A 24,720-nucleotide genomic window follows, 5' to 3' on the forward strand; every position below is an offset into this window, starting at 1 on the left:
AAGGCCTCCTCATGCAGAACCGCGCATTCAGTGTGCTGACCATCAAGTCGGCTGACGACGACGCCCGCATTATCCGGGGCATCGCCACGTCGCCCAGCGTTGACCGCGTCGGCGACATCATCGAGCCGCTGGGCGTCAAGTTCGCCAATCCGATCTCCCTGCTGTGGCAGCATAAGCATGACCAGCCGATCGGCAGTGTGACCTTCGAGAAGCCGACCGCCAAGGGGATCGTGTTCGAGGCCACGGTCGCCAAGCTGGATGAGCCCGGCACGCTGAAGGACCGCCTCGACGAGGCGTGGCACTCGATCAAGCTCGGCCTGGTCCGTGCGGTCAGCATCGGCTTCCGGCCGATCGAGTACAGCTACATGGACAACGGTGGCATCCGGTACACGGAGACCGAGGTTTACGAGCTGTCCGCGGTCACGATCCCCGCGAACAGCGATGCCATCATCAGCCAGATCAAGTCGATCGACGCCGCCCTGCGCAAGGAAGCCGGCGTTCCCGACCCCGAGATTCCCGCCAACCCAGAACCTGCCGCGGTCGGCAAATCGGTTCGCGTGGTGAAGCTGGATGACCCCGCCCGCGATCGGGCGAAGCCATTCGTCATCAACACCATTCGAAGGATTTAAAGTGACCAAATTTGCTGAACAGATCACGGCGTACGAGGCCAAGCGCGCCTCGGTCGTCGGTGCCATGGACGCGATCATGACCAAGGCCGCCACCGATGGCGCCACGCTCGATGCTTCGCAGTCGGAGGAATATGACGGCCATTCCGCAGACGTCGTCGCGATCGACAAGCACCTCGATCGCCTGCGCACCGCCGAGCGCACCATCGCCAAGACGGCAAAGCCGATCGAAGACGTGCGCGACCCCTCGGCCGCAGCCGCGCAGCGCGGCGGCCTGACCCAGGTCAAGGCGCAGCCCAAGCTCGCTCCTGGCATCGCCTTCGCGCGCTATGCCAAGGCCCGCGCCGTCTCGCGCCTCGACTCCGAGCCGGTCATGGTCGTGGCCGAGCGCATGTATGGTGCCGACAGCGACGTCGTCGGCACGATCAAGGCCGCAGTCGCAGCCGGTTCGAACCAGCCCGGCAGCTGGGCCGCGGCGCTGCACAGCCCCGAGGGCGCTGCGTTCGTCGACTTCGCCGAGTTCCTTCGTCCCGCCACCATTCTCGGCAAGTTCGGGACCAACGGCATTCCGGAGCTCCGGAAGATCGGCTTCGACGAGCCCGTCATCCTTCAGACCGGCGGTGGTCAGGGCTACTGGGTCGGCGAAGGCAAGCCCAAGCCGCTGACGTCGTTCGACTTCAAGCGCAGCGTGCTCGGCCGTCTCAAGGTCGCCAACATCGCCGTGCTGACCGAAGAGAACATCCGCAGCTCGAACCCGAGTTCGGAAGCGGTCGTGCGCGACGCACTCAAGGCGGCGCTGGTCGAGACCCAGGATCTGGCGTTCATCGATCCGACCAATGCCGGCGCTGACACCGTCCGCCCGGCATCGGTGACCAACGGCGCAAGCGCAAAGGCGTCGTCGGGCCGGGATGCGGACGCGGTGCGTGCCGATGTGCGAGCAGTGATGGCTGCATTCATCGCGGCCAACAACTCGCTGACGACCGGCGTCTGGATCATGTCGGCGACCAATGCGCTCGGCCTGTCGATGATGAGCAACGCCCTCGGGCAGAAGGAATTCGCCGGCATGACCATGCTCGGCGGCACCTTCGAGGGCCTGCCGGTCATCGTGTCGGAATATGCCGGCCAGACCGTCGCGCTCGTCAACGCGGCCGACATCTACGAGGCCGACGAGGGCGATATCGCAGTCGACATGAGCCGCGAAGCGTCGCTCGAGATGAAGGATAGCGCCCTTCAGCAGGACGGCCTCGCCGGTACCGGCACGCAGCTGGTCTCGCTGTGGCAGAACAACCTGGTTGGTCTGCGTGCCGAGCGCACCATCAACTGGCGTCGTCGCCGCGCGACCGCGGTCGCATACCTGACGGCTGTCCGCTGGGGCGAGCCGGTGGCTGCAGGCGTCTAATCGACCAGCGAGCCAGACGGATAGGCGGGCAGCAATCCTGCCCGCCTATCAACTGAGGAGACACCTATGCCTGACCTTATCGCCACCCGCGACATGAGGTACGCAACCCGCGCGCTTCAGGCGGGCGACCCATTCCAGGCGAGCAACCAAGACGCCCGCATCCTGATTGCGATCAAGAAAGCGCGCGCAGCTGACGCGTCGGCAGATCCGTCCGCCGCGGCACCGACGCTCGATGAGCTGCGTGACAAGGCCGCCAAGCTGGGCATCACCGTCAGCACCCGCTGGGGCGACAAGCGCCTGCTCGAAGAGATCGCCAAGGTCGCGAGCGCCTGATGCGGATTCTCGGCCGGGAGTTCGGGCGCTCCCGGCAGATCACCACCGGGCAGGCCGACCCCGAAACTGAAGGCGGCCTGCCCATCATTCGCGAGAAGGCGGCGCGCATCGTCAGCACGCCCTCGGGCCCTTGGATGCCGATCGTCCGCGAAAGCTTCAGCGGCGCGTGGCAGCAGAACGTCGAGGTAAACCAGACCGCGGTGCTGGCCTTCCACGCAGTCTTTTCGTGCATGACGCTCATCGCGTCGGACATTTCTAAGCTGCGCGTCAAGCTGGTCAGCCAGGACAAGCATGGCATCTGGGCCGAAACCACCCGCCCCGCCTATTCGCCGGTGCTGCGCAAGCCCAACGGCTTTCAGACCCGGATCCAGTTCTTCGAATCGTGGTTCCTGTCGAAGCTCAGCAGCGGCAATACCTACGTCCTGAAGCGCCGCGACGCACGCAACGTCGTGATTGCGCTCTACGTGCTCGACCCTCATCGGGTGAAGCCGCTGGTCGCCGACGACGGCAGCATCTTCTACGAGTTGCAGCAGGACGATATTTCGGAGATCGCTGGCCCGATGGTCGTGCCGGCGCGCGAGATCATCCACGACCGGTTCAACTGCCTGTTCCACCCGCTGGTCGGCGTGTCGCCGATCTATGCGAACGGCCTCGCGGCGACGCAGGGGCTGCGCATCCAGGACAATTCGGCCGTCTTCTTCGGCAACCAGTCGCGCCCGGGCGGCTTGCTGTCGGCGCCGGGCAAGATCAGCCCTGAGTCCGCAGCGGAGCTCAAAGCCAACTGGTACGAGTATTACGGCGGCAAAAACTCTGGCCGCGTGGCCGTGCTCGGCGATGGCCTGAAATATGAGCACATGGCCGTCACCGCCAAGGATGCCGAGCTGATCGACCAGCTGAAGTGGACCGCCGAGGTGGTCTGCTCGACCTTCCATGTGCCCCCGTACAAGCTGGGGATCGGCAACTTGCCGACGAACAGCAACGTCGAGAGCCTCAACCTCGAATATTACACGCAGGCGCTGCAATCGCTGATCGAGGCTGCCGAGCTGTGCCTCGATGAGGGCCTCGGCATCGGCGAGGGCATGGGCATCGGCACCGAGTTCGACCTCGACGGCCTGCTGCGAATGGACACCAAGGCGCTGATCGAAGCCGAAGCGCTGGCCACCGGGGCTGGGATCAAGAAAATTGACGAAGCGCGTCGGCGGCTCGACCTCGGGCCGATCCCCGGCGGCGACACGCCGTACTTGCAAGAGCAAAATTACAGCTTGGCGGCGCTAGCGAAACGCGACGCGCGAGAAGATCCGTGGGCGAAGGGTCAAGGCGATACGACGCCTGCGGCGGCCCCTCCGGCTGATCCCGCAGAAGTTGCTGAGCAATCGCGCGCGACCGCCGCCCTGTACAAAGAATATTGCAGGGAGTTGCTGAATGCTTGATGCCAAAGCGATGGCCGAGGCCACAGCAATCATTATCCGTGAAGCTGTCGACAAGGCTACCACGCCGCTGCTCGCCCGCCTTGCAATTGTCGAGGCACGGGATGCGTCGCCGGATGAAGCAAGCATTCGGCGAATGATTGACGATGCGATCGCCGCCCTGCCCGCGCCGCGCGACGGCACCAGCGTCACGGTCGCCGACGTTGAGCCCCTTGTCGCCGCGGCCGTTGCGCGGGCTGTCGGCGATCTGCCCCCTGCCAAGGATGGCGTCAGCGTCACGCTGGACGACGTGAAGCCGCTGATCGCTGCCGAGGCCGAGCGGGCCGTTGCCGCGCTACCGCCGGTCGACGTCATTCCGTCGGTCGAGGCAGCAGTCGCTGCTGCGGTCGCCGCGCTGCCTGCGCCGGTCGATGGCAAGAGCGTCACGATCGACGATGTGCGCCCGCTGATTGCTCAGGAAGCTGAGCGCGCTGTCGCCGCACTGCCCCCGGTCGACGTTATTGCGCCGGTCGACGCGGCGGTTGCGGCCGCAGTCTCGGCGCTGCCGGCGCCGGTCGATGGCAAGAGCGTCACGGTCGCTGATGTCGAGCCGATCATCGCTGAGGCCGTAGCATCCGCAGTCGCGGCGCTGCCAACCCCTGCTGATGGCAAAAGCGTCACCGTCGCCGACGTCGAGCCGATCATTGCATCGGCCGTCGAGCGCGCTGTTGCCGCGCTGCCTGTTGCAAAGGACGGCGTCGGCCTCGCTGGCGCGATGATCGACCGCACCGGTGCGCTGGTCGTGACACTGAGCGACGGCAAGATGTGCCCGCTTGGTCGCGTCGATGGGAAGGACGGCGACCCCGGCTTGGGCTTCGACGATATGTCGATCGAGCAGACCGGGGAGCGCCAGGCGACCCTCAAATTCGTTCGCGGTGAGCAGGTGAAGACCTTCGACCTCACCGTCCCGGCAGTGATCGACCGCGGCGTCTTCAAGGAAGGCCAGGCCTATACGCTGGGCGACGCCGTAACCTTCGGCGGTTCACTCTGGATCGCGCAGAAGGATACCGGCGATAAGCCGGACGGCCCCGACACCGGCTGGCGGCTGGCGGTTAAGAAGGGGCGCGATGGGCGTGATTTCACCCGTGGCTGAGCTCGTCACCCTCTCGGACGTGAAGACGCACCTTCGCCTCGGATCGTCCAGCCGCGAGGACGCATATCTCGTCATCCTCATCGCAGCAGCGGTTCGAGCGATTGAGGGCGCCACAGGGTGCGACTTCGTCAACGATCTATCGACGACGGCGGTGCGCGATCGCGCTGTTGCAGCGCAGGCGGTGCTCCTGCTCGTTGGGCAATGGTACGCCAATCGCGAGGCGGCGGGGCAAAACCTGACGGAATTGCCGTTGGCGATCACGTTCCTCATCGCTCCCCTGCGCAAGTTCGTCGTATGACCCAGCTCACTGCCGGCGAATTGCCCGACGTTATCCGCATCGAGCGCCCCGTTGCCGATGAGGCCTTCGACGGTGCGGGATCCGGCAAATGGGAGTTGGTTGAAGACGAGGTCTGGGCGGGCGTCGTCGATATGCTGCCCAGCCGCGGCGAGAAGCTCGCCGAGGGCATCAATGTCGCCACCCGGCCAGCCCGGGTCCGCATGCGGATCCGGGACGACATCACGAGCAATATGCGGTTCGTGATGGGCGATCGGATCATGCAGATCATCGCGGGCCCCGCGATCATCCGGCAGCGCTCGGGCGTCGAGTTCATGGTCGAGGAGTACAGCACGGCCGGGAACGGCGCCTGATGGCTACCAGCCGGGGCGGCCAATCGGTTCGCCGCTACATCGCGCAGTTGCCTGCCGAGGTGGAGAATAAGCTGCTGCGCGGCGCGGCGCGGGCCGGCGGCAAGATCATCCTAGCCGAGGCAAAGGAGCGGTCAATTTCGTCTGATGTCGACGAGGCGCTCGAAATGCGGAGCAAGTCGGAGGCTGGGCGCCTGACGGTGACGATCGCCGTTCGAAAGGGCTGGGGCCGCTCGATTGCCAACTGGCTCGAATATGGCACCGACGCGCATTTCATCTCGGTCTCGAAAGACGAAAGCGGCGGCAAGAGCGTCGCGCGCATCAACGCCACGGACAAGCGCACGATGGTCATCGGCGGCAAGTTCGTTGGCGACACCATTTTCCACCCGGGCGCCAAGCCGAACCCGTTCTTACGTCCAGCGCTCGATATCAAGGGCGCCGAGGCGATCGCCGCGGCGCAGAGCTTCATCAACGCTCGCGTGACCCGCTCGGGAATCGCCGGAACCGCTGAACTGGAAGGCGAAGACGCATGACCGGTGTCGCTATCATTGGCGCGCTGCTGCAGTTGGACGAGCCGCTGATCGCGGCCATTCCTGCAGGTCAGATCAAAGCTGGCGCGCTTCCCGACGGTGTCGTGCTGCCGACGCTCTTGGTGCGGATGACCAGCAACGTTGAACGGCAAACGCTCGTGCGCGGGGCTACTGTTCGCACAATCGAGCGCATCTCGGTCACCGTGCGGGCGGCCAGCTACCGCGACCAGGTCGCTGCAATGAAGCTGGTCGTGAAGGCATGCGCAGGGAAGACCGGCAGCATCGCCGGCGCCGCAAATGTTTCCGTGCTGACCGCCGGCCGCGGCCCCGACCTGCGCGGTCCGGGCAACAGCTTCGAACAGACCCAGGACTTCCGCGTCAGCTTCGACGCGGCAGCGTGAGAGAAAAGGAAACCACCATGCCCGATAACAAGCCGAAGATGGTCCGCGGCAAAGCGACCCGCGATTTCACCGACGCCACCACCGAGCGGCGCTTCGCTGCCAAATCCTCGTACGACTTCACCGAAGGCGAGTTCGGCAACTTCCTGGCGGCCGGGCTGGTCGTCGCGGTCGACAGCACCCCGGCCGAGGCAAAGCCCGCCCGCGGCTAACCTGATCGCTCGCCGTCCGGCGGACGACACCCCGCCGGCCCTGCCGGTATTACGTTACGAGGATCATCATCATGGGTTCACAGACTGCCGCAGGCTCATCGCTTGCGATCTCCGTCGCCTCGCCGGCGACTTCCGACGCCGCTGGCTACGCCGCTCTGACCTACACCGACGTCGGCCAGGTCGAGAAGCTCGGTTCGATCGGCGCCAGCTTCGCCAAGGTCGAATTCCAGCCGCTCAAGGGCGCGAAGCAGAAGTACAAGGGCTCGGCCGACTATGGTGCCCTGCAACCGTCGATGGCGCTCGACAGCACCGACGCCGGCCAGGCGATCATGCAGACGTCGGCCGACGACGAGAGCCAGAAGCTCTATTCGTTCCGCGTCACCTTCTCGGACGGCGCCAAGCGATATTTCGGTGGCCGCAACTTCGGCATGCCGGAAACCGCAGACGGTGCCGACAGCATGCTGACCGGCGCTCCCACGATCGAGATCTGCACCAAGATCGTCAAGGTCGCCGCGCCGGCCACCTGACCCCTCCTCTACCCGGCGCCCGCGACGCCGGTCCTTATGCGCCAGCTCGGCCCGTCGTCGCGGGTCGCGAGCCGGGTTGGCGCACCATCCTCCCGCGAAGGACTCTTTCTATGAAGCTCAACATTGCCTCGCTCGCCGTGGCCGCCACGGCCGCCCTCCACGTCAAGAGCCCAGCCGGCGAATTGCTGTTCGCTGACGACGAGCGCACCCTCCCCGTCCGCATCCATGTCCATGGCCCGGGTAGCAAGGCTTACGGCGTCGTCGAATCCCGTCAGTCGGCGCGCGCGCTGAAGCGCATGCAGGACAATGACGGCAAGATCACTGCTGCCACCCCCGAGGAGCGCGTCGCCGAGACCGCCGAGGATCTCGCCGCGATCACCTCGCATTTCGAAAATTTCGAATATCAGCCCGACGGTGCGACCGAGCCCGTCACCGGTGACGATCTCCACCGCGCCGTTTACGCGAACCAGGGCCTCGGCTTCATCACCAAGCAGGTCGCGAAGTTCGTCGGCGACTGGGGAAACTTCAGCGCCGCCTCGAAGGCGGCCTGAAGCTCTACGTCCGGCAGATGGCGTGGCTGCATGCCACGCCAAAGCCGGATGCCCGCAGCAGGCGGGGCAAGGAAGAACCGGCGGTGTCGAGGCTGAGCCGGATCGACGACTTGAAGCGGAAGAAGATCAATCCGCCGATGCCACCTAACCCGGCGCCGCATATTACGGACTGGCTCATCGAGATGGGCCTGACTGAGGCGGCGGGCATGGGCGCGGTCCCGATCAGTTCGCGCGAACTGGCGGCGTGGCAGGACAACACCTGCGTGCGCTTGCAGCCTTGGGAAGCGCGGCTGATCCGCGAACTATCGAAAGCCTATCTCGCCGAAGGGCGGGTCGCCGAAAGCGAGAACTGCCCGCCACCATGGCGGGCGCCGGTCACACAGCGCGAGCTTGAGATCGAAGAAGCCCAACTGCGCGCCGTGCTGGGCTGATCAAACGGGGAGGATGACGCATGTCCATGGACGATTCCTCCCCGAGGCTTGAGGTCGGCTTTGTCATCGACACCGGCGATTCCTTCGGTGGTCTGATGCAGCTGCAAGACGCCATGGACTCGACCGAGGCCAAGGTGCTCGCCGATGCCAATCGGATCGAGCGCGCGACCCGGGGCATGGTCGACCTTGCGGCCAGCACGACGAATGTGGTCGCGTTCGGCAATGCGACGTCGCGTGAAATGCAGAGCGCGCGGCAGGCGATCGCGAGTGCTGAAAAGGCTGGCGAGCGGCTCGTGGCGCAGCTCGAGCGGCAGAACAGCGTGTTCGGCAAGACCCGTGAGGAGGTCCGCAGCGCGAAGGCCGAGTTCGCCGCGCTGGCAGCCGAGCAGCAGGGCCTGACCGAGCTCGCCCAGCGGATCCGCAGCGAGGAGCTTGCACTCGTCACCGCGACCAACCAAGCCGCGGCTGCGGTGACCGCCGAGGCGGAAGCCCTGCGTCAGGCCTCCTATGCGCATCAGATGTTCGAGGCCCGCGTGAAAGCGGGTGTCGTGGCGCTGCGCGAGGAAGAGGCAGCCAGCCTTGCTGCGGCCGCAGCCCTCGATGCGAAGGCGCGTCGTGAGGCAGCACTCGCCAGCGCAATGTTCGAGGCGCGCGCTAAGCAGGGCATGCGCGACTATGGCGCGCAGCAGGCGATCGACGAATCGGCGAAACGCGAGGCCAATGCGGCCGCCATGCGCATCGAGGGTTTGGCAACCGAGCAGCTGGCGCGCGAGCATGCTCTGCTGGCGTCGACCGTGCGTGCGTCGCACGATGCCCAAGTCGCGGATGCAGCCGCAGCCGAACAGCTGCGCATGTCGACCGACCCGCTCTATGTGTCGACGAAGAAGCTCAACGCCGAGATCGCAGAGTCGACGCGGCTCTATCATGCGGGCGCGACGGCTCCGGCTGAATATGCACGCCAGCAGGAGGTCCTGACCAGCCGCCTGCGCCAAAGCACTCAGGCCCAGGACGATATGGATCGGGTCGCCAAGAAGGGCAAAGGCACACTCACGCAGCTGTCGTTCCAGCTGAACGACGTTGCGACGATGGCGGCGATGGGCGCGGCGCCGTTCCAGATCTTCGCAAGCCAGGCAGGCCAGATCTTCCAGGTCGCCCAGATGGCCGAGGGCGGCGTGAAGGGCTTCGCCATGCAGATGGGTGGACTCGCGCTTGCCTTCGCACCCGTGATCGCCGTCGCGAGTGTCGCTGGCGTCGCGCTTTACCGGTGGAAAGAACAGATCAACGAAGACGCCGGCATGAAGAAATTCGCCGAGGGTCTCGGGCTGACGCACAAGGAAATGAAGAAGCTCGGTGATCAGTCGGTCACGACCGGCGACATGGTTGCCGGCGTCTGGAAGACGATCACCGACGGGCTCAACCTGGGCGGGTCGGGCAAGTCGCTGATGGACTATCTGTTCTCGCCGAACGACGCGCAGCAGGTGCAGGGCTTCCTCGCGTCGATCTATGGCACGTTCACCGGCACCTATGCCGCGATCGTCGAGCTGTGGAGCAGCATTTCGACCTCGGTGTCGGCCTATGTCTCGGCCGCAGCTACGGCCGTCGCGCAGTTCTTCGCCCCCGTCGTCGCCGCGGCGCAGTGGGCCGGCAACGGCATCGCGCAGATCTTCAACGCCATCTACAACCGCGTTGCCGGCTGGCTGAAGTCGATCGGCAGCGCGATCAGTGACTTTGCCGGCCCGATCCTGAAGGCCATGGGCCAGAGCGACGCAGCGACGGCCGTGACAGGCGCAGGCAACAGCCTCGGCAAGGCGTTCGGCAAGGGCTACGCGCGGGGCGCCGGGCAGGTCGTCAACGGGACGAACAGCTTCTTCGCCACGGCTGCCGAGAACATCATCAGCAAGTCGCAGGAACGGCTGCTGAAGAAGGCCAATGAGATCAAGGCGGATCGCACGACGAAGAAGACGCCCGTCGACAGCCATGCGGCGTCGCTCGTGCGAGATTCGGAAGCGATCGAGGCGCAGATCCGCAACCTGTACAAGCTGGCGGATGCTTATGGCGTCTCCGGCGCCGCAGCGCTGATCGCCGAGGCCCGCGTGAAGGCCGAGAGCAAGGCGATCAAGCAGCGCGCCGACATCGAGGCGTCGGTCGACCGTCAGGTGCGCCTCGCGATCGCGCAGCGCGTCTCGGACGTCGCCAAATCAACCGCGACCGCGCGCGACCAGGTCGCGGCGCAGATGCTGGTCAACGCGCAGGTCGCAGCCGGCCTCGTGCCTGCCGCGCGGGCGGCTGAACTGGTCAAGGATCAGATCGCGGATCTGCCATTGCTCGCCGCGATCGAGGCTGCCCGCACGCGGGGCCTGACGACCGAGGCCGATCGCGCAACCAAGGCGCTGGCCGACCAGCGCGCGGCGCGCGCCGATCTCACCACGGCCGAGCGCAGCGCGCAATTCAACACCGATATGGCATCAGGCAACGACCGGCTTGCCCAAATGCGCGAGGAGCTTCGCCTCGTCGGCGCAACCGACATGGAGCGGGTGCGTGCGCTCGCGACGTTGAAGGCCACGCAGGAGGCGCAGAAGTACAATCCCGGCGACCGCGCGGCCTATGTCGAGCAGCAGGTCGAGATCGCAGTCGGTGCGCAGCAGGTCGTCGAAAAGCAGGCGGAGCTCAATGCCGAGCTGCGCGCCACGGCAGATCTGTTTGACACGATCGACCAGACCGCGCAGCGCGCCGCGCAGGGCATGGCCGATGCGTTCGGCAACGTCGGCTCGGCGATCGGCGACGCGCTGACCGTCATGACCGGCTATTATGCCGATCAGGCCAAGCTGCAGGAAGCACACAAGGCGGCGATCGATGCGGCGGGCGACGATCAGAAGAAGATCGACCGCGAAAACCGTCTCTTCTCGCTGCGGTCGTCGTCGCAGCAGATCAGCGCGTTCGGCGACATGACCGCGGCCGCCAAGGGGTTCTTCAAGGAAGGCTCGACCGGTTATCAGACGCTGGCGACCGCCGAGAAGGCATTCCGCCTCGTCCAGTTCGCCATGTCGGTTCGAGCGATCGCGCAGGATGCGATCGAGACCGGCAGCAAGATCGCCAACAGCGTCGCGCGTATCGCCGTCGGGGCGACCGAAGCCGTTGTCAACGCGATCAAGAGTCTCCCCTTCCCGCTCAACATCGCTGCGGGCGCCGCAACGGTCGCCGCGCTGGCCGGGATCGGCGTGTCGGTCGCCGGCTCGTTCGGCGATGGTGGCAAGAACAACCAGGCGCCTACCAACAGCGGCACCGGCACCGTCCTAGGAGATTCATCCGCAAAGAGCGAGAGCATCCGGAACGCCATCGACGCCTTGAAGGACGTCGACACCGTGACGCTGTCCTATTCGCGCAACATGGCCGCGTCGCTCAAGTCGATCGACAGCCAGATCGGGGGCGTCGCAGCCCTCGTCGTCCGCGCCGGCAACATCGATGCGAGTGCCGGTGTCAACACCGGGTTCAAGAGCAACGCGACGGCGACGATGGCAGGCATCGGCATGGCGATCGGCGGCCCGATCGGTGCCGGCATCGGCGCGGTGCTGACCAAGATCCCGGTGATCGGCAGCATCCTGAGCGGACTGTTCGGCACGAAGACCTCGGTCATCGGCAACGGTCTGTCGGGCGGGCCGCAGTCGGTCGGCAGCGTCCTGAATAACGGCTTCGATGCGTCCTATTATTCGGACGTGAAGAAGAAGTCGTCGTTCCTCGGGATCTCGACCGGCACGAAATATTCGACCAAATACGGCGCAGCCGATCCGGCGCTCGAGAACCAGTTCACGCTGATCCTGCGCCAGTTCAACGATGCGATCGTGGCGTCGGCCGGGCCGCTCGGCGCCGCGACCGGCGACATCCAGAACCGCCTCAACAGCTTCGTCATCAACATTGGCAAGATCGATCTGAAGGACCTGACCGGCGAGCAAATCCAGGAGAAGCTGACCGCAATTTTCGGCGCCGCTGCCGATGGTATGGCGGCTGCAGCGTTCCCAGCCGTCGCGCAGTTCCAGAAGGTCGGTGAAGGCACGTTCGAGACACTCGTCCGCGTCGCCTCGACTGTCGAGGCGGTCGGCGCATCGCTCGACATGCTGGGGACCAACACGCAGGCCATGGGGATCGCGGTCAAGCTTGGCCTGGCCGATCAGTTCGACAGCGTCTCGGCGTTGACCGACGCGGCCGGTGCGTACTTCGAGACCTTCTATTCGAAGGAAGAGCAGGCCGCTGCCAAGACCGCGCAGCTGAACGGCGTGTTCGGTAGCCTAGGGCTGGTTATGCCGGCGACGCTTGCCGCGTTCCGCCAGTTGGTTGAAGCGCAGGACCTGACCACCACGGCCGGGCAGTCGACCTACGCCACGTTGCTAAAGCTCGCACCGGCGTTCGCCGACCTGCAGACCTCAATGGAGGGAGCCAAGAGCGCAGCCGACATCGCCAGCGAGCGGCAGGATCTCCAGCGCCAGCTGCTCGAACTGCGCGGCGACACTGCGGCACTTCGCGCGCTCGACTTGGCAAAGCTGGATGCGAGCAACCGCGGGCTTCAGCAGGAGATCTACGCAATCCAGGATGCGCAGGCAGCCGCCACGGCCGCCAAGGCGCTGTCCGACGCTTGGACCTCGGTCGGCGACAGCATCATGGACGAGGTAAAGCGGATCCGCGGGCTGACCGACGCTGCCAATGGCAATGGCTTTGCGACGCTGCAGGGCCAGTTCAATGCAGCCAGCTCCGCAGCGCGCGCTGGTGATCAAGATGCGGCAAAGAGCCTGCCCGCGCTCAGCCAGGCCCTGCTGACGGCTGCGGCCGAGCAGGCAACGAGCCGGCAGGAACTCGCGCGCGTTCAGGCCCAAACTGCTGCCAGCCTCGAAGCCACCTATGGCGTCGTCACCGCCTTGGCGAAGGGCACTAGCGCGCCCGTCACCGCCGCGCAAAACATGGATACGGTGGCGGCGGCGCAGTCGGTGACGGGCAACGTTGCCGCGAACGATGATGCGGCGGACGCGACCGACGCGCTACGCAACGAGCTCGCAGAGTTGCGCAGTGAGTTGGTTTCTGGGCTCGCGAGCGTCGCCAGCGCCGCGAACCGGTCGGCGAAGGTGCTGGAGAACGTCTCGGCCGCAAGCGGCGGCGATGCCATCGCGGTGGGTAACGCAGCATGAGAGTGATTACCGACCAAGGCGAGACGATCGAGCTCGGCAACGTCGAGACGACGCCAACGATTGGCATCACCGACTTCAGCCGTCGCGTCACTGACGATTTTGGCGTCACGACGGTTGTGGAGCGCGGCTTTTCGCGCCGCATGTCGGTAAAGCTCGGCGTTCCGATCGGCGACGTCGACGCGCTGCAGCGGCGCCTCGCCACCCTGCGCGCAACCCCTGCCCTGTGGGTCGCCGACGATCGCTTTGCGAGCCTGTCGATGCGCGGCTTCTACAAGGACTTCGATCTCGACCTTGCAACGCCGGCAGTCAGCTATTGCACCCTGACCGTTGAAGGGCTGGCCGAGACCGCGGCATCTGAAGACGTCCCGGGTGATCCTGCGCCTCCCGGGGATTCCTCACCCCTGCATCTGATCCAACCGATCACGGTCACCGACGCTGCGCTCGCTTCCAGCACCGTTCCCGAAAATGACGCTGTAGAATGGTCGTCGACGGCCACCTACGCGCTCGGGGCGCGCGTCATGCGGGCCACCACGCACCGGCTGTATGAGAACCTGACCGGGGGCAATGTCGGCAACGACCCAGCGGCCGTGTCGGGCCAGTGGCTGGACGTTGGGCCCACGAACCGCTGGGCGATGTTCGACGAAGCGCTCGGCACCTCGACGGCCAGCGTCAATTCGATCCAGGTAGTGCTCAACGCAGACGCGGCGAACGCTGTGGCGCTGCTCGACGTCGTCGCCACCAGCGTCCGCGTGCACGCAACCGGCTACGATCGCACAACGGATGCCGGCGCTGGGGCGATCACTTTCCTCGATCTGCCGGCAAATGCCGGAACGGTGACCGTGACGATCGCGGGCACCGGGCCCGTGTCTGTCGGCACGCTGCTGATCGGTCGCGTGACGACGCTCGGTCTGACCGAGGCTTCGCCAACAGCCGGCATCACCGACTTCAGCCGGAAGGACGTCGACCAGTTCGGGGAAGTGACCATCGTCGAGCGCGCGTGGGCGAAGCGCATGACGGCGCGGGCGCTCATCCGGACAGATGCGGTTGACATGGTGGCAAACCGCATCACGGCCGTGCGCGCGCAGCCGTCGCTCTGGATCGGCCAGACGGGCCTCGACAGCCTTACCGTCTACGGGTTCTTCAAAGACTTCTCGATCGAGCTCGGTGATACCGTCAGCAAGCTGTCGCTGTCCATCGAGGGGCTTAGCCAAGCGGCGCCCGTCGTGCCGTTCGCCCCAGGCAGCTCGGTGGCGTGGCCCGACGTCACTGATCCAAACGGGACGAAGCCGGCGGACAATGCAGACGTCACCGGCAACAACACTTCTAAGGACACCAACGCCGTTGGCGGCGTCCCGGCGAGCGAGATAATCGACCGGCTCGACAACATCACGATACCTGCGATCAACGCCGCTGTCGCGGAGGCGACCGCACGCATCGAAGCGGCTCAAGCTGCTGCGGACGCGGCCGTCGCTGAGGCAAATAGGCGGATCGCCGAAGCTCAGGCCAAGCTTGATCGTGCCGTGCTGGATCTTGCGGCGGAGATTGATCGGGCCCAGGGCGTCGACGAGGATCTGACGCGACGTGTCGACGCGATAGCGGCGGGCGGCACTGGACCGAGCGGCGAGGATGTTCGGGCGCTGATCGAACGTATCGATCTTGTCCGAGCCGATGGCGATCGCGCGCTTGCTACCGCGATCCAGAATGTCGCGACGGCATACGAAGGCCTCGATGCCGCGACGAACTCCCGCATCACGGATCAGGTCACTGCCCTATCGGACGCACGGCGGTCGATCGCCCAACGCATCGAAGAGGTCGTCACTCAGTTCGCTGGCCTCGATGCTGAAACGAACGTTCGGATCAGTCAGCAGTACGATGCTCTCAGCGATGCCGACGAGGCGCTCGCTCGGAGGATCGATACAATCTCGGCCAGTGGCGGCTATGACGACACGGACGTAAGGGCCGAGATCCGCCGGGTCGACACCGCCGCAATCGAACGCGACAGCGCCGTTGCGCAATCAGTCGCTGAAGTGACTAGCAGCCTGTCCCGCGGTGGCGGCAATCTGCTCAGCAATACCGACTTTGTAACTCTCGATGGCTGGTCGCTGGCATCGAATCTCCCAACCGGGATGATGCTTCGCAATGCCGCTGGCGCGTATTGGATGGCCGGTGGCGAGAACAACCTTTCGTTGACGCAAGCTGGTCGGGCGGATGGCGGTGACGGAGTCGCCATAGAGGTTTTAAGCGATCCGTTCGCCGTTTCCCCAAATAGCTTTATTCAATTCTACGTTTTTGGTGCTAGCCACCGCGCGGTCAACTGGGTCAGCATATTCTACTATGCTGCCGATGGGACGATCGTCGGTTATGGAGGGGAGTACCCTGCACCCCGCAATGGCAATGGTGGCCCGGACCCGCAAAATTGGGATCAGATCGGCTCACGGTCGCAGCGTGTGCCAGCTTCCGCTATTTCAGCACGGCTGGTTCTGCGTAAATACAACACCTTCGAAGGCGAGAACGACAGTTACGCTTGGTTCTGGCGGCCTTATGTTGGGGCTGCCCGTGAAGGCCAGAACGATTGGAACGATTGGTCGCCGGGCAGCGGTCGTGCTGTCCAGCTGCGATCTGATGCCGCCATCAGGGAGGCGGCAACAACCGCGGCAACAGCCAATGAATCGGTCGCAGATCTCTCAACGAGCGTCTCGACCCGGTTCCAGGGCGTCAATCTTACACTCGGCGGCTACGATCAGCGCATCACCAGCCTGTCGACGGATCAGCAGGGCTATGTAGGCCGGACGAGCACGCTCGAGGCGCAGATGTCGCGGCAGGCTCCGAGCGCGCTCAACACCTTCACCGACGACGTCAACAACCGCCTGACGCAGGTCGACACGAATGTGAATGCACGGATCCAGTCGAGCGAGGACGTGATCGCAGATCTGCCGAACCGATACGCCACTGCCCAACGAGCGGCGGCGCTCGAAGCGCAGCTTGCGTACCAGGTAGACAGTGGGCTCAACACGGCGTTGTCGGCTAGGATCGAAGATCGCGCCACGGCAATCGCCGATGCCAAAGCGGGCGCGGTGGCATCGACGCTGGCGCAGCTGCGAGCCGAATACAATGGCAGCGCCGCCACCATCGCCCAGCAGGCCGGCGCCATTGCCGGAATCGACGGCCGAACCAGTGTTTTCTGGCAGGTCACCGGCTCGACACCTGACGGCAGTACCAAAATCAGCCTGTCGAAGTCTGACGGATCGCTCGGCGTTTTCTACATTGGCGCCAATTTGCTTGTTGACGGAAATGCGATCTTTAATGGCACCGTGACGATCAAAGCGCTGGACCGGTCGACCATGACAAGCTCGACCGCGAGCTCTGTCGCAGGAAGTTACGGCGGGGCCGGGCAAGCCAGCAAACAATACATTCCAAACCTTGGCGCTGATATGTTTATCCGCTCGGGCGGGTCGATATACATCACGTTCAGTGGGTTCATTGGCGGAACGACAAACGGGACCCGCGACACCCAGCCGACATTTGAGATCCTGGATGCTGCGGACAATGGGGTTCTCGCTACGGTCCCCCTGCCGGAAAGCGGCTTCGGCGCTTCGGGTCGTTTGGATAATTACACCATCCGAATCCTGAATACGTTTGGCGAGGTGACGATCCGATGGAGGGTCGCGGTAAGAACGACTGAGCGCAACTGGTCGTACATCAGCAGCCCGGCCCTCTCAGTCTACTGGACAGCGCTATGAAGAACTTCGCGCTTTACGAAATCGCCAGCAGGATTGTCACCGGGACCATCTCGGCCGACATTCTGCCAACGCCGTCCGATGGTTATGCATACGCAGAATATGACCCGACGACAGATCCGCGCGGCTTTCACGTGGCATCGGGCAAGGTTGTGAAGGACAGCTTTGTCACGCCGGTGGAGACGATCGAGCAGCTACAGACGCGGCTGCTCGCCGCGGTAGATGCCGAACGAGAGAAGCTGCAGATGACCGTCCTCACCGACGGCGGGGCGAAAAAGTACGTTTACAACCGCAAGGCGACGGAGGCGATCGACGGCCGGACGATCGCGGCTTCGCTGCTCAACGGCCTCGGTCTCAGCGACAAGAAGAAGCGCTTCCCGTTCGCGACCATGGAATCAATACTGACGGGCGAAACCCTGACTGCAGTGTTGTCGCGCTACGACAACGGAATGAATACGTCCGCCTCGGAAAATGCACGGATCGAGGCCGTCGCGCAGAAAGCCAAGCGGGACATTCGGACTGCCGCGACGATCGCCGCCAAGCGGGCGGCATATGCTGCCGTCAACTGGAACTGGTCGGCCTGACCGGGCGCGTGCCCAAACCCTGAAGGACTCCATCATGAACAACAGTAGCTTCGCGGCTCAGGCAGTTGCGAAAGGGCCGATGACGCTCGCGCCACCTTCGTTCAACGGCCATGGCTGGCTCGTCGTGCTGAACCTTGCGGGCTTCACGGCAGGATTCGTCATCGCCCTCATGCTCGCGATCAAGATGGCGCGAGACATCTGGCGGAACCGCCAGCACGACAAGCTCCATCACCCGGTGACAGTGTGGCGCGCGTTCGGTGGCGCGGTCAGCTTCGCCATGGCGGTTCGGTTCGGTCCGGCAGCGATGGTGCTTTGGGGGTGGGATCCGGAGAAGGCCGCCTCAACCGCCTGGCTGTTGACGCTCCAGCGCATGACGGATCCGATTGCATTCACGATCGGTCTGCTCGCGCTGGCGCTGTTCGAGATCTCCGGCCGCGGGATGGCGGACCATCTTAAGCGCGAACCCCTGCCCTTGCGGATCTGGGCGCGCCGGGATCAGCTGAAGCGCCCGGTCTGCATAACTCTTCTCAGCCTGATCGCCGCGATCGGCGTGGTGAGCACGCGCTAATGTGGCGGCTTATCGCGACCGCGGGGGCGGCATTACCGGTAGCGGCTGCGGCCATAGCTAAAGACAAGGCGGCGGTCGTGACGGAAAGCACGCCTCAGATCTGGCATTTTCTCGGATATCCGTTCGAAGCTGGCAGCATGATCGCCGGCATCTGCGCATGTCTCGCCGTGCGGTTTTACGTCAGCCAAGAGGACCGCAAGGACCATCGCTGGAACGTCGATCTGCCCGTCTCGATGCTGACGTTGCTATTCACCGCCGGCATCATCATCCGGCTTCGTCCTGAACCCTTCTGGGCGCTCGCCTACGGCACGGGACTGGGATCTGCTGGCGTCCTGATCATCAGCGCATGTCTCGCTTGGGTGAAGCGCGGCAGCGACTTGTTCCAGCCACCCGGCAAACCCGAGGCCTAACGGCCCGCCCCCAGGGTCAGCCAAGGACGGGCCGACCAGGGCACGGTGGGTGTGGACCCTAGCGCATCGCTAACGAGCAGCCTGGCAGATCGCCTCACCTCAAAACAAAGAAAGATGATGACGGCATCAGAGCTGGCGTGGCTTGCCGTGTCCGGGTGCTTCTACGAAATCGTACGAGGCTTTCAGTGTCAGGCAGTCACACCGTCGCGCCCTACTCCCTGCTCGTCGTAGCTGGGGCGGCATCGTGACGAGCAGGGAACCCTTCACGGGGAGGCAGAGCCTCATCTGCAAAATGACTAATTGTGGTTAATATTTTGTTAACGGCCCGCCTCAGCGACAAGGGGAAAAGCGCGAGGCGGGCCGGCCGGAGCTTTGAAGAACCCTCTGGCGCAATCTGAACAGCGCCAAACTCGAAAACGCCTCACCATTGTAAGGAATTAAGCATGACGACGGCATTAGAGCCGGCGTGGCTTCGCCATGCCCGGTCGCTTCTTGGCACCCGCGAGGCGCCGGGGGCGGCGAACAGCCCGACCATCATGGGGTGGGCAAAGAAGCTCGGCGCGAAGGTGCTGGGCATGGTCTACAATGCCGACAGCGTGCCGTGGTGCGGCCTGTTCGTCGCGAACTGCCTCACCGAAGATGGCATCCCGGCCGCGCCGGTCGCGGTTCGCGCCAAGGCGTGGGCGACTTGGGGCACCAACATCGCGGCCGAGCGCATCGCGGCTGGCGCGGTCCTGGTGTTCGAGCGGCCGGGTGGCGGTCACGTCGGCTTCTACGTCGGCGAGGACAAGACGCACTATCACGTCCTCGGCGGAAATCAGGGCGACCGGGTCAGCATCATGCGGCTCGAGAAGTCGCGCTGCATCGCGCGGCGCTGGCCGATCGGGCGCGCAGTCATCGGCGCGCCGCGGTTGATGACCGCGACCGCGGGCGTCCCCTCATCTTCGAACGAAGCATGACCTGGGCGGCGGGCTTCGCCCTGCTGCGGCGTTTCTGGTGGGCAGTGCCGATGATCGGCCTTCTCGCCGGATTCCTGCTCACCCGGGACACGCTCGCTGACCGCACCGCCACGCTGAAGGCCGAACGGGCGGCGTGGAGCGCGGAAATCGCGAAGGCCGAGCAGCTGCGCACCGCGGCGGAAACGCGGTTCGCCGTCCAGCAGACCACGGCGCTCACGACCTTCGCCGACCGCCTCGCAAATCGCGAACCCATCATCCTTCGATCCACTGACACCGCGAGGACCTATGCGCAAACTGATGCTGGCCGTGCTGCCTGCCTTCCTGCTGACCGCGTGCGCGGCATCGACGCGCTCGACGCTGAGCTATTCGCCGGCGATCCCCCCAGTGCCGGCCGAGGCGAAGAAGCCCTGCACGGCAACGCCGGTGCGCCGGCAGCCGGACGGTAGCGCCAACAGCGCAGACGCCGAGGGCTCGCTGCGCGACGCCCGCGCCGACCTCGCCCTTTGCGACGCGCGGCGCGGCCTCGCTGTCGACGCTTGGCCGCGCTGACGCCCGCCTCGGCGGAATCATATTCGGGAGTTAAACTATGGGTTCTCAGACAGCAGCTGGCTCGTCGCTCGCTATCTCGGCGGCGCTGCCTTCCAGTTTCGAGGCGGTTGGCTATGCAGCGCTGACCTTCCTCGAGATTGGACAGGTCGAAAAGCTCGGCTCCTTCGGCGCCAGTTTCGCCAAGGTCGAATTCCAGCCGCTGATGGGCCCGAAGAAGAAGTACAAGGGCTCGGCTGATTATGGCGCGCTGCAGCCGTCGATCTCGATCGATGCCGCAGACGCGGGGCAAGCGCTTTTGCAGGTCGCGGCCGACGACGAGAGCCAGAAGCTTTACGCCTTCTGCGTGACCTTCCAGGACGGTGCGAAACGATACTTCGCCGGCCGTGTCTTCGGCGCACCTGAGACCGCCGACGGTGCGGACTCGATGCTGATGGCTGCGCCGACGGTCGAAATCTGCACGAGCGTTGTCAGGGTCAATAGCGCCGGGCAGCAGACATCGCCAACGGCGCCGGCGCCCACTCCCACGCCGACCCCAACGCCCACCCCTACGCCAACGCCCACGCCCTCATCCTCACCGACGCCGATCTCGGCGCTCGCCCTCAACATGTCGGGAATGGAATATCGCAGCAAAAACGTAGCGGTTGCGTCCGCGGAATCCCCTCAAGGTTACGCGCACTACGCCTCACGCGGCATGTCTTACGTCCGCATCCCTTTTTCGTGGCCGTCTTTGCAGCCGGTGTTGTTCGGACCGTTTGATGCCGCCTACCTGGCGTCGTACAAGCTTCAGATCGATTACGCCCATGCAGCCGGTCTGCTCGTGCTGACCGACATGCACAGCTACGGCTACAACAACGGCACCATCAACGGTAAGCCCGGGCTTTCAGCGGATGTGCCGATCAGCGCATTCTCTGACATGTGGTCGAAGCTGGCTGCAGAGCTCGTGGGCTACCCAGGCGTATGGGGTCACGATCTCTACAACGAGCCGGAAAACTACGGCGATAAGTATTTCGTCTTCGCTGCCGACAATACCTATACGCCGGTCGAGGGCGACGAGCAGTTGCGCCTGATCGTGCCGCAGCTTTTTGACGCTGCAACGACGGCAATCCGCGCAAAAGATACCTCGGTTGTGATCGTGCGCGGAGGCAACCACTACAGCGGAACTTGGGATTCGGGCTTTAACCGCCCGAATGGCTTTGTACACAACGACGCCTACAACCGGACCTTGTATGCCGGGCATGTCTATCCCGATCGCGATAGCTCGGGCACGCGCTTCGACTATGACGCAGAGTCTAGCGCATTCGGCCAGGCACCGCCCGCGGTCAGTACCAATCCAACCATTTTCGAAACGCGCATCAAGCCGTTCGTTGATGAGTTGAAGTCGCACAACTGCCAGCCGGTTGACGGCATTTTCGGCATCATCGGTGAAATGGGCATTCCGAACAGCGATGAGCGCTGGCTGACGGTCGGCTCAAACGGCATCGACTATTGCCGGCAGAACGGGCTGCTCAACTTCCTATGGTCGGCGGGTCCGGCGTGGAGCGCCTACCCGCAGAGCCTCGAACCCGAGACGATGGCGGATGGCTCGCTGTTGCAAGCGCTCGCAATGGCCATGATCACAAAGAAGACCGGCGCCCCCGAACCGACGCTGGTACGTTTCAGCAGCCCTCCCCGCGCAACACCCGGGCAGCCTTCGGCGCCCTGCGTTCTTGAATATCGCGGCAACTTGGTCGCGCCCAAGGCTGTAACGCTCAGCGACAATGGCGCTGGCGGCAGCTTCCCGGCGAACGTCGTGTTGCCCGCGGGGCGCAATCCACGCGTGCTGTTTTCTTACACGCCCGGCACGCAGCCGATCGTGGCAAAGCTGACCGCATCCATCCCGGGCATGACTATCGTCAACGACGGGGCGGAGCCAGTAAGGTTCACCGGGGCAATTTCCGGCAACACCCTCACGGCGACCAATGTCGGCGGCAAGCTGGCGATAGGTCAGCTGCTGAATGGACCCGGCATTGCACCCGGGACTTACATCACGGGCGCCAGCAGCGTGCCGCGGGGTGCGGGTACCTATCAGGTCAATATTGCCCAGCAGATCGCCGCAACCGAACTTACCGCGATCGGCGCAATGGCTGCGGGTGACGGGTTGGGCTCAATCATTTGCTCGACGGTTGATGATGGATTCGCAAGCCTTTCTGCTCCTGTATCGTCGATCCTGTCCGAGAACATGATTCTCAACTCGACCTACGGCGGGCCAGCAGTCACGCTCCGGCGCAACTATGATGGCGCCGTGGGTGATTGGGGCCGCACGAGCCCAACCGATCCCCGCCTCAATCGAGCAGCGATCGCGGAATGGGCGGGCAGCGACACGGCTCTGATTTACCGCGTTAAGACATGGGACCAGTCTGGAAACAGCAACCATGATATGCCGAACACGGTCTCTGATCAGCCAGTGTGGACGCTTGACGACGGCCAAGGCTATCCGGTCGAAGTGCGTAATCCGGGTCGCAAGTCCTATTTGCCTACGAACCTCAACAACCTCAGCGGCCACACTCTGCTGCTCGATATGCAGTATATCTCGGGCGACTATCTTTTCCCGTCAACGAGTAGCGCGTACGGAACCATAGGCGTTCTCCAAGGCAAATACGGAATGCACGTTGGCGTGCTCGACGCTACGGTAAAGGGGCCGACCTTTACCGTAAGCGCTGGCTTGCTTACCGATGCATATTACACCTACGCCTATCGCTTCCGGGCCGATACGATCAGCGGCCTCCAGGCTTTCCGAAACAATGTGCTTGTTGAGCAGACGGACACCTTCGGCGGCTTGACCACTTGGGATCGCGCGCAGTTCGATGAGGGCTATTTCCGGTTCGCCGATAACTCCAACAATCGCGGCAAGGCTAAGTATCGCAACCGTCTGATCTTCACCGGCGCACTAACCGACGCCGAAATTGCAAGCCTGACTGCTCGACTGAACAGCTATTATGCATCGCCGTGGCCTGCCATTCCAGCCACAATCTACCCGCCTGTGGTCACCACACAGAACAACAAGGATGGCTGGAATGGCATCGTCGGGCTGCCATTCGCGCTGCTGCGTGAGGCGCCAAATGCATCGGCGACGGCGCCGAAGGTTGCGCCTGGTGCCGCAACTGCCATAGGCGTAGCGACCGCTGGTGGGTCCGACGTGCTGACAGCGACGATCACTATGTCGGCGGCGAACGGCGTCCTCAGCGGGGGCGGTGGTACGGCAACCGGACTGGTCTACAGTATCCCAGCTGGCAACGCCGCGGCCACGCAGGCGGCGTTGCGGGCGGTTCGGTTCACGCCCAACGCGGCCGCTGATACGACCTTTACGCTCGAAGTGAAAAACACCGCTGGCGCCTCGTCCGTTATGACCGTCAAGACGGCGGCAACCGAGAAAGCCCCTCTAGAGCAATCTCTTGCAGCTACCGGCACGTTTACGCCCAGAAATTACTTCGGCGTCAACATATCGGGCGGCGAAACCGGCATGGCCGATACGCGAGACACGCACGGCACATCGTACACGTACGGCAGTCTTTCCGAATTCGACTACTGGTCGAGCAAGGGCTTCGGCACCATTCGCCTTCCCTTCCAGCTGCAGCGTGTACAGCCTCGAGCTTTTGGACCAATCCGAGCTAACCAGATTGGATACATCAAGGAGCGCTTGGATCGAGCTCTAGCGAATGGCCAGTATGTCGTCCTCGATATGCATAATTACGGCGGCTGCTGGGACTATTTTGGCATCGGATTAGACTATTATCTGGTGGCGGAAGTCGACGAGGGGGCCACCGACCGGATTGTTGACTGCTGGAAGCGCTTGGTCGCTCTCTTCAAAAACTATCCGAACGTTATCTGGAATCTGATGAACGAGCCGAAGGGGGATCGCGGTCAGACCGCGCTTCAGTGGAAAACGGCACAGGAGCGCATCTTGCATGAGGCCGTACGCTCTCAGGGTGCCAACCAACTTGTCATGCTCTCGGCGGGGCCAGATCATTCCGGTGCTAAGGACTGGGCCAACAAGCAGGGTGCAATCTGGGATACCTTCAACCAGCCGGGGTGGACGGGCGCTAACGGAGATCCTGCCGACAACTGGGTATTCGACATGCACCAGTACCTTGATCCCGGCAATTCTGGCACGTCGGCAACCGCACAGGCAGGCAAGGGCGCGAGCGTGCTTGTCGGGGCGACCGGTTGGTGCCGTACGACCGTCGGTGGCGCGCCACGCGCCAAACCGTTCAAGGCATGGCTGGGCGAATTTGGATGGAGCCCCAACGATAGTCTGTCGAGCCAAGGTGTGCCTTCGCAGGAGGGCACCAATCTTGTCCAGTATATGAAGGCGAACCGCGATGTGTGGATCGGTTTCACTTATTGGCTCGGTGGCGCGGCCGGCTTCTACAAAGCCTCCGTGTACGCAGCCATTCCCGACACGACCTACAACCCCTCCCCGACCGGCGATGCCCCGCAGGTAGCTATTCTGCTGAACGGCATCTGATCTTCACGCTAACTACTGGAGAAC

Annotated in this window: 21 protein-coding genes; all 21 read left to right on the forward strand. The window is 64.1% G+C overall.

Going from position 1 to position 24,720, the window contains the following annotated elements:
* The first annotated feature begins 11 nt into the window (after nucleotides 1–11).
* The 21 genes from IFS44_RS01355 (at nucleotide 12) to IFS44_RS01455 (ending at nucleotide 24,696) form a co-directional block, all read left to right on the forward strand.
* Entirely contained in the window at nucleotides 12–629 is a 618-nt protein-coding gene (locus IFS44_RS01355; protein ID WP_192070233.1) for an HK97 family phage prohead protease, read from the forward strand.
* Between the two features lies 1 nt (nucleotide 630).
* Nucleotides 631–2,025: a phage major capsid protein gene (locus IFS44_RS01360; RefSeq protein ID WP_192097213.1), complete on the forward strand. Its 1,395-nt coding sequence runs from the start codon at nucleotides 631–633 to the stop codon at nucleotides 2,023–2,025.
* 66 nt (nucleotides 2,026–2,091) lie between these two features.
* Nucleotides 2,092–2,358 (forward strand): hypothetical protein, encoded by a 267-nt coding sequence (locus IFS44_RS01365; RefSeq protein ID WP_192070235.1) that lies wholly within the window; start codon nucleotides 2,092–2,094, stop codon nucleotides 2,356–2,358.
* Complete coding sequence (locus IFS44_RS01370) at nucleotides 2,358–3,788, forward strand: phage portal protein (RefSeq protein WP_192097214.1); 1,431 nt, start codon at nucleotides 2,358–2,360, stop codon at nucleotides 3,786–3,788. The genes IFS44_RS01365 and IFS44_RS01370 overlap by 1 nt, the downstream gene beginning before the upstream one ends.
* Nucleotides 3,781–4,917, forward strand: coding sequence for a hypothetical protein (locus IFS44_RS01375; protein WP_192097215.1), 1,137 nt, complete (start codon nucleotides 3,781–3,783; stop codon nucleotides 4,915–4,917). Before IFS44_RS01370 ends, IFS44_RS01375 begins: the two co-directional genes overlap by 8 nt.
* Entirely contained in the window at nucleotides 4,892–5,215 is a 324-nt protein-coding gene (locus IFS44_RS01380; RefSeq protein WP_206757801.1) for a head-tail connector protein, read from the forward strand. Before IFS44_RS01375 ends, IFS44_RS01380 begins: the two co-directional genes overlap by 26 nt.
* On the forward strand, nucleotides 5,212–5,565 hold the full coding sequence (locus IFS44_RS01385; protein ID WP_192097217.1) for a head-tail adaptor protein: 354 nt from the start codon (nucleotides 5,212–5,214) through the stop codon (nucleotides 5,563–5,565). Before IFS44_RS01380 ends, IFS44_RS01385 begins: the two co-directional genes overlap by 4 nt.
* The gene (locus tag IFS44_RS01390) at nucleotides 5,565–6,095 is read left to right on the forward strand and encodes an HK97 gp10 family phage protein (protein ID WP_192097218.1); all 531 of its coding nucleotides are present in this window, start codon (nucleotides 5,565–5,567) and stop codon (nucleotides 6,093–6,095) included. The genes IFS44_RS01385 and IFS44_RS01390 overlap by 1 nt, the downstream gene beginning before the upstream one ends.
* The gene (locus IFS44_RS01395) at nucleotides 6,092–6,493 is read left to right on the forward strand and encodes a hypothetical protein (RefSeq protein WP_192097219.1); all 402 of its coding nucleotides are present in this window, start codon (nucleotides 6,092–6,094) and stop codon (nucleotides 6,491–6,493) included. The genes IFS44_RS01390 and IFS44_RS01395 overlap by 4 nt, the downstream gene beginning before the upstream one ends.
* Before the next feature lie 17 nt (nucleotides 6,494–6,510).
* Nucleotides 6,511–6,702: a hypothetical protein gene (locus IFS44_RS01400; RefSeq protein ID WP_192097220.1), complete on the forward strand. Its 192-nt coding sequence runs from the start codon at nucleotides 6,511–6,513 to the stop codon at nucleotides 6,700–6,702.
* Nucleotides 6,703–6,773: 71 nt separating this feature from the next.
* Nucleotides 6,774–7,229, forward strand: a complete 456-nt coding sequence (locus IFS44_RS01405; protein ID WP_192097221.1) for a hypothetical protein — start codon at nucleotides 6,774–6,776, stop codon at nucleotides 7,227–7,229.
* Between the two features lie 110 nt (nucleotides 7,230–7,339).
* Nucleotides 7,340–7,780 carry a hypothetical protein gene (locus IFS44_RS01410; RefSeq protein ID WP_192097222.1) on the forward strand — a complete coding sequence of 147 codons (441 nt, stop codon included), beginning with the start codon at nucleotides 7,340–7,342 and terminating at the stop codon, nucleotides 7,778–7,780.
* Between the two features lie 17 nt (nucleotides 7,781–7,797).
* Nucleotides 7,798–8,211, forward strand: a complete 414-nt coding sequence (locus IFS44_RS01415) for a phage tail assembly chaperone (protein ID WP_244649806.1) — start codon at nucleotides 7,798–7,800, stop codon at nucleotides 8,209–8,211.
* A gap of 26 nt (nucleotides 8,212–8,237) precedes the next feature.
* Entirely contained in the window at nucleotides 8,238–13,385 is a 5,148-nt protein-coding gene (locus IFS44_RS01420; protein ID WP_192097223.1) for a hypothetical protein, read from the forward strand.
* Complete coding sequence (locus IFS44_RS01425) at nucleotides 13,382–17,125, forward strand: hypothetical protein (RefSeq protein ID WP_192097224.1); 3,744 nt, start codon at nucleotides 13,382–13,384, stop codon at nucleotides 17,123–17,125. Before IFS44_RS01420 ends, IFS44_RS01425 begins: the two co-directional genes overlap by 4 nt.
* Entirely contained in the window at nucleotides 17,122–17,706 is a 585-nt protein-coding gene (locus tag IFS44_RS01430) for a hypothetical protein (protein ID WP_192097225.1), read from the forward strand. Before IFS44_RS01425 ends, IFS44_RS01430 begins: the two co-directional genes overlap by 4 nt.
* A 34-nt stretch (nucleotides 17,707–17,740) precedes the next feature.
* Complete coding sequence (locus IFS44_RS01435; RefSeq protein WP_192097226.1) at nucleotides 17,741–18,274, forward strand: hypothetical protein; 534 nt, start codon at nucleotides 17,741–17,743, stop codon at nucleotides 18,272–18,274.
* The gene (locus IFS44_RS01440; RefSeq protein ID WP_192097227.1) at nucleotides 18,274–18,684 is read left to right on the forward strand and encodes a hypothetical protein; all 411 of its coding nucleotides are present in this window, start codon (nucleotides 18,274–18,276) and stop codon (nucleotides 18,682–18,684) included. Before IFS44_RS01435 ends, IFS44_RS01440 begins: the two co-directional genes overlap by 1 nt.
* A gap of 443 nt (nucleotides 18,685–19,127) precedes the next feature.
* Entirely contained in the window at nucleotides 19,128–19,643 is a 516-nt protein-coding gene (locus IFS44_RS01445; RefSeq protein WP_192097228.1) for a TIGR02594 family protein, read from the forward strand.
* Nucleotides 19,640–20,089, forward strand: coding sequence for a hypothetical protein (locus IFS44_RS01450; protein WP_192097229.1), 450 nt, complete (start codon nucleotides 19,640–19,642; stop codon nucleotides 20,087–20,089). The genes IFS44_RS01445 and IFS44_RS01450 overlap by 4 nt, the downstream gene beginning before the upstream one ends.
* Nucleotides 20,090–20,229: 140 nt before the next feature.
* The gene (locus IFS44_RS01455; protein ID WP_192097230.1) at nucleotides 20,230–24,696 is read left to right on the forward strand and encodes a glycoside hydrolase family 5 protein; all 4,467 of its coding nucleotides are present in this window, start codon (nucleotides 20,230–20,232) and stop codon (nucleotides 24,694–24,696) included.
* Nucleotides 24,697–24,720 lie beyond the last annotated feature (24 nt).

The organism is Sphingomonas sp. CFBP 13706 (assembly GCF_014842355.1).
GTDB lineage: Bacteria > Pseudomonadota > Alphaproteobacteria > Sphingomonadales > Sphingomonadaceae > Sphingomonas > Sphingomonas aerolata.

Bases quoted from the DNA above. Each gene is read 5' to 3' on its own strand.
- IFS44_RS01355 (WP_192070233.1), top strand. From the start codon at position 12: ATGCAGAACCGCGCATTCAGTGTGCTGACCATCAAGTCGGCTGACGAC.
- IFS44_RS01365 (WP_192070235.1), top strand. From the start codon at position 2,092: ATGCCTGACCTTATCGCCACCCGCGACATGAGGTACGCAACCCGCGCG.
- IFS44_RS01370 (WP_192097214.1), top strand. From the start codon at position 2,358: ATGCGGATTCTCGGCCGGGAGTTCGGGCGCTCCCGGCAGATCACCACC.
- IFS44_RS01375 (WP_192097215.1), top strand. From the start codon at position 3,781: ATGCTTGATGCCAAAGCGATGGCCGAGGCCACAGCAATCATTATCCGT.
- IFS44_RS01380 (WP_206757801.1), top strand. From the start codon at position 4,892: ATGGGCGTGATTTCACCCGTGGCTGAGCTCGTCACCCTCTCGGACGTG.
- IFS44_RS01385 (WP_192097217.1), top strand. From the start codon at position 5,212: ATGACCCAGCTCACTGCCGGCGAATTGCCCGACGTTATCCGCATCGAG.
- IFS44_RS01390 (WP_192097218.1), top strand. From the start codon at position 5,565: ATGGCTACCAGCCGGGGCGGCCAATCGGTTCGCCGCTACATCGCGCAG.
- IFS44_RS01395 (WP_192097219.1), top strand. From the start codon at position 6,092: ATGACCGGTGTCGCTATCATTGGCGCGCTGCTGCAGTTGGACGAGCCG.
- IFS44_RS01400 (WP_192097220.1), top strand. From the start codon at position 6,511: ATGCCCGATAACAAGCCGAAGATGGTCCGCGGCAAAGCGACCCGCGAT.
- IFS44_RS01405 (WP_192097221.1), top strand. From the start codon at position 6,774: ATGGGTTCACAGACTGCCGCAGGCTCATCGCTTGCGATCTCCGTCGCC.
- IFS44_RS01410 (WP_192097222.1), top strand. From the start codon at position 7,340: ATGAAGCTCAACATTGCCTCGCTCGCCGTGGCCGCCACGGCCGCCCTC.
- IFS44_RS01415 (WP_244649806.1), top strand. From the start codon at position 7,798: ATGGCGTGGCTGCATGCCACGCCAAAGCCGGATGCCCGCAGCAGGCGG.
- IFS44_RS01420 (WP_192097223.1), top strand. From the start codon at position 8,238: ATGGACGATTCCTCCCCGAGGCTTGAGGTCGGCTTTGTCATCGACACC.
- IFS44_RS01425 (WP_192097224.1), top strand. From the start codon at position 13,382: ATGAGAGTGATTACCGACCAAGGCGAGACGATCGAGCTCGGCAACGTC.
- IFS44_RS01430 (WP_192097225.1), top strand. From the start codon at position 17,122: ATGAAGAACTTCGCGCTTTACGAAATCGCCAGCAGGATTGTCACCGGG.
- IFS44_RS01435 (WP_192097226.1), top strand. From the start codon at position 17,741: ATGAACAACAGTAGCTTCGCGGCTCAGGCAGTTGCGAAAGGGCCGATG.
- IFS44_RS01440 (WP_192097227.1), top strand. From the start codon at position 18,274: ATGTGGCGGCTTATCGCGACCGCGGGGGCGGCATTACCGGTAGCGGCT.
- IFS44_RS01445 (WP_192097228.1), top strand. From the start codon at position 19,128: ATGACGACGGCATTAGAGCCGGCGTGGCTTCGCCATGCCCGGTCGCTT.
- IFS44_RS01450 (WP_192097229.1), top strand. From the start codon at position 19,640: ATGACCTGGGCGGCGGGCTTCGCCCTGCTGCGGCGTTTCTGGTGGGCA.
- IFS44_RS01455 (WP_192097230.1), top strand. From the start codon at position 20,230: ATGGGTTCTCAGACAGCAGCTGGCTCGTCGCTCGCTATCTCGGCGGCG.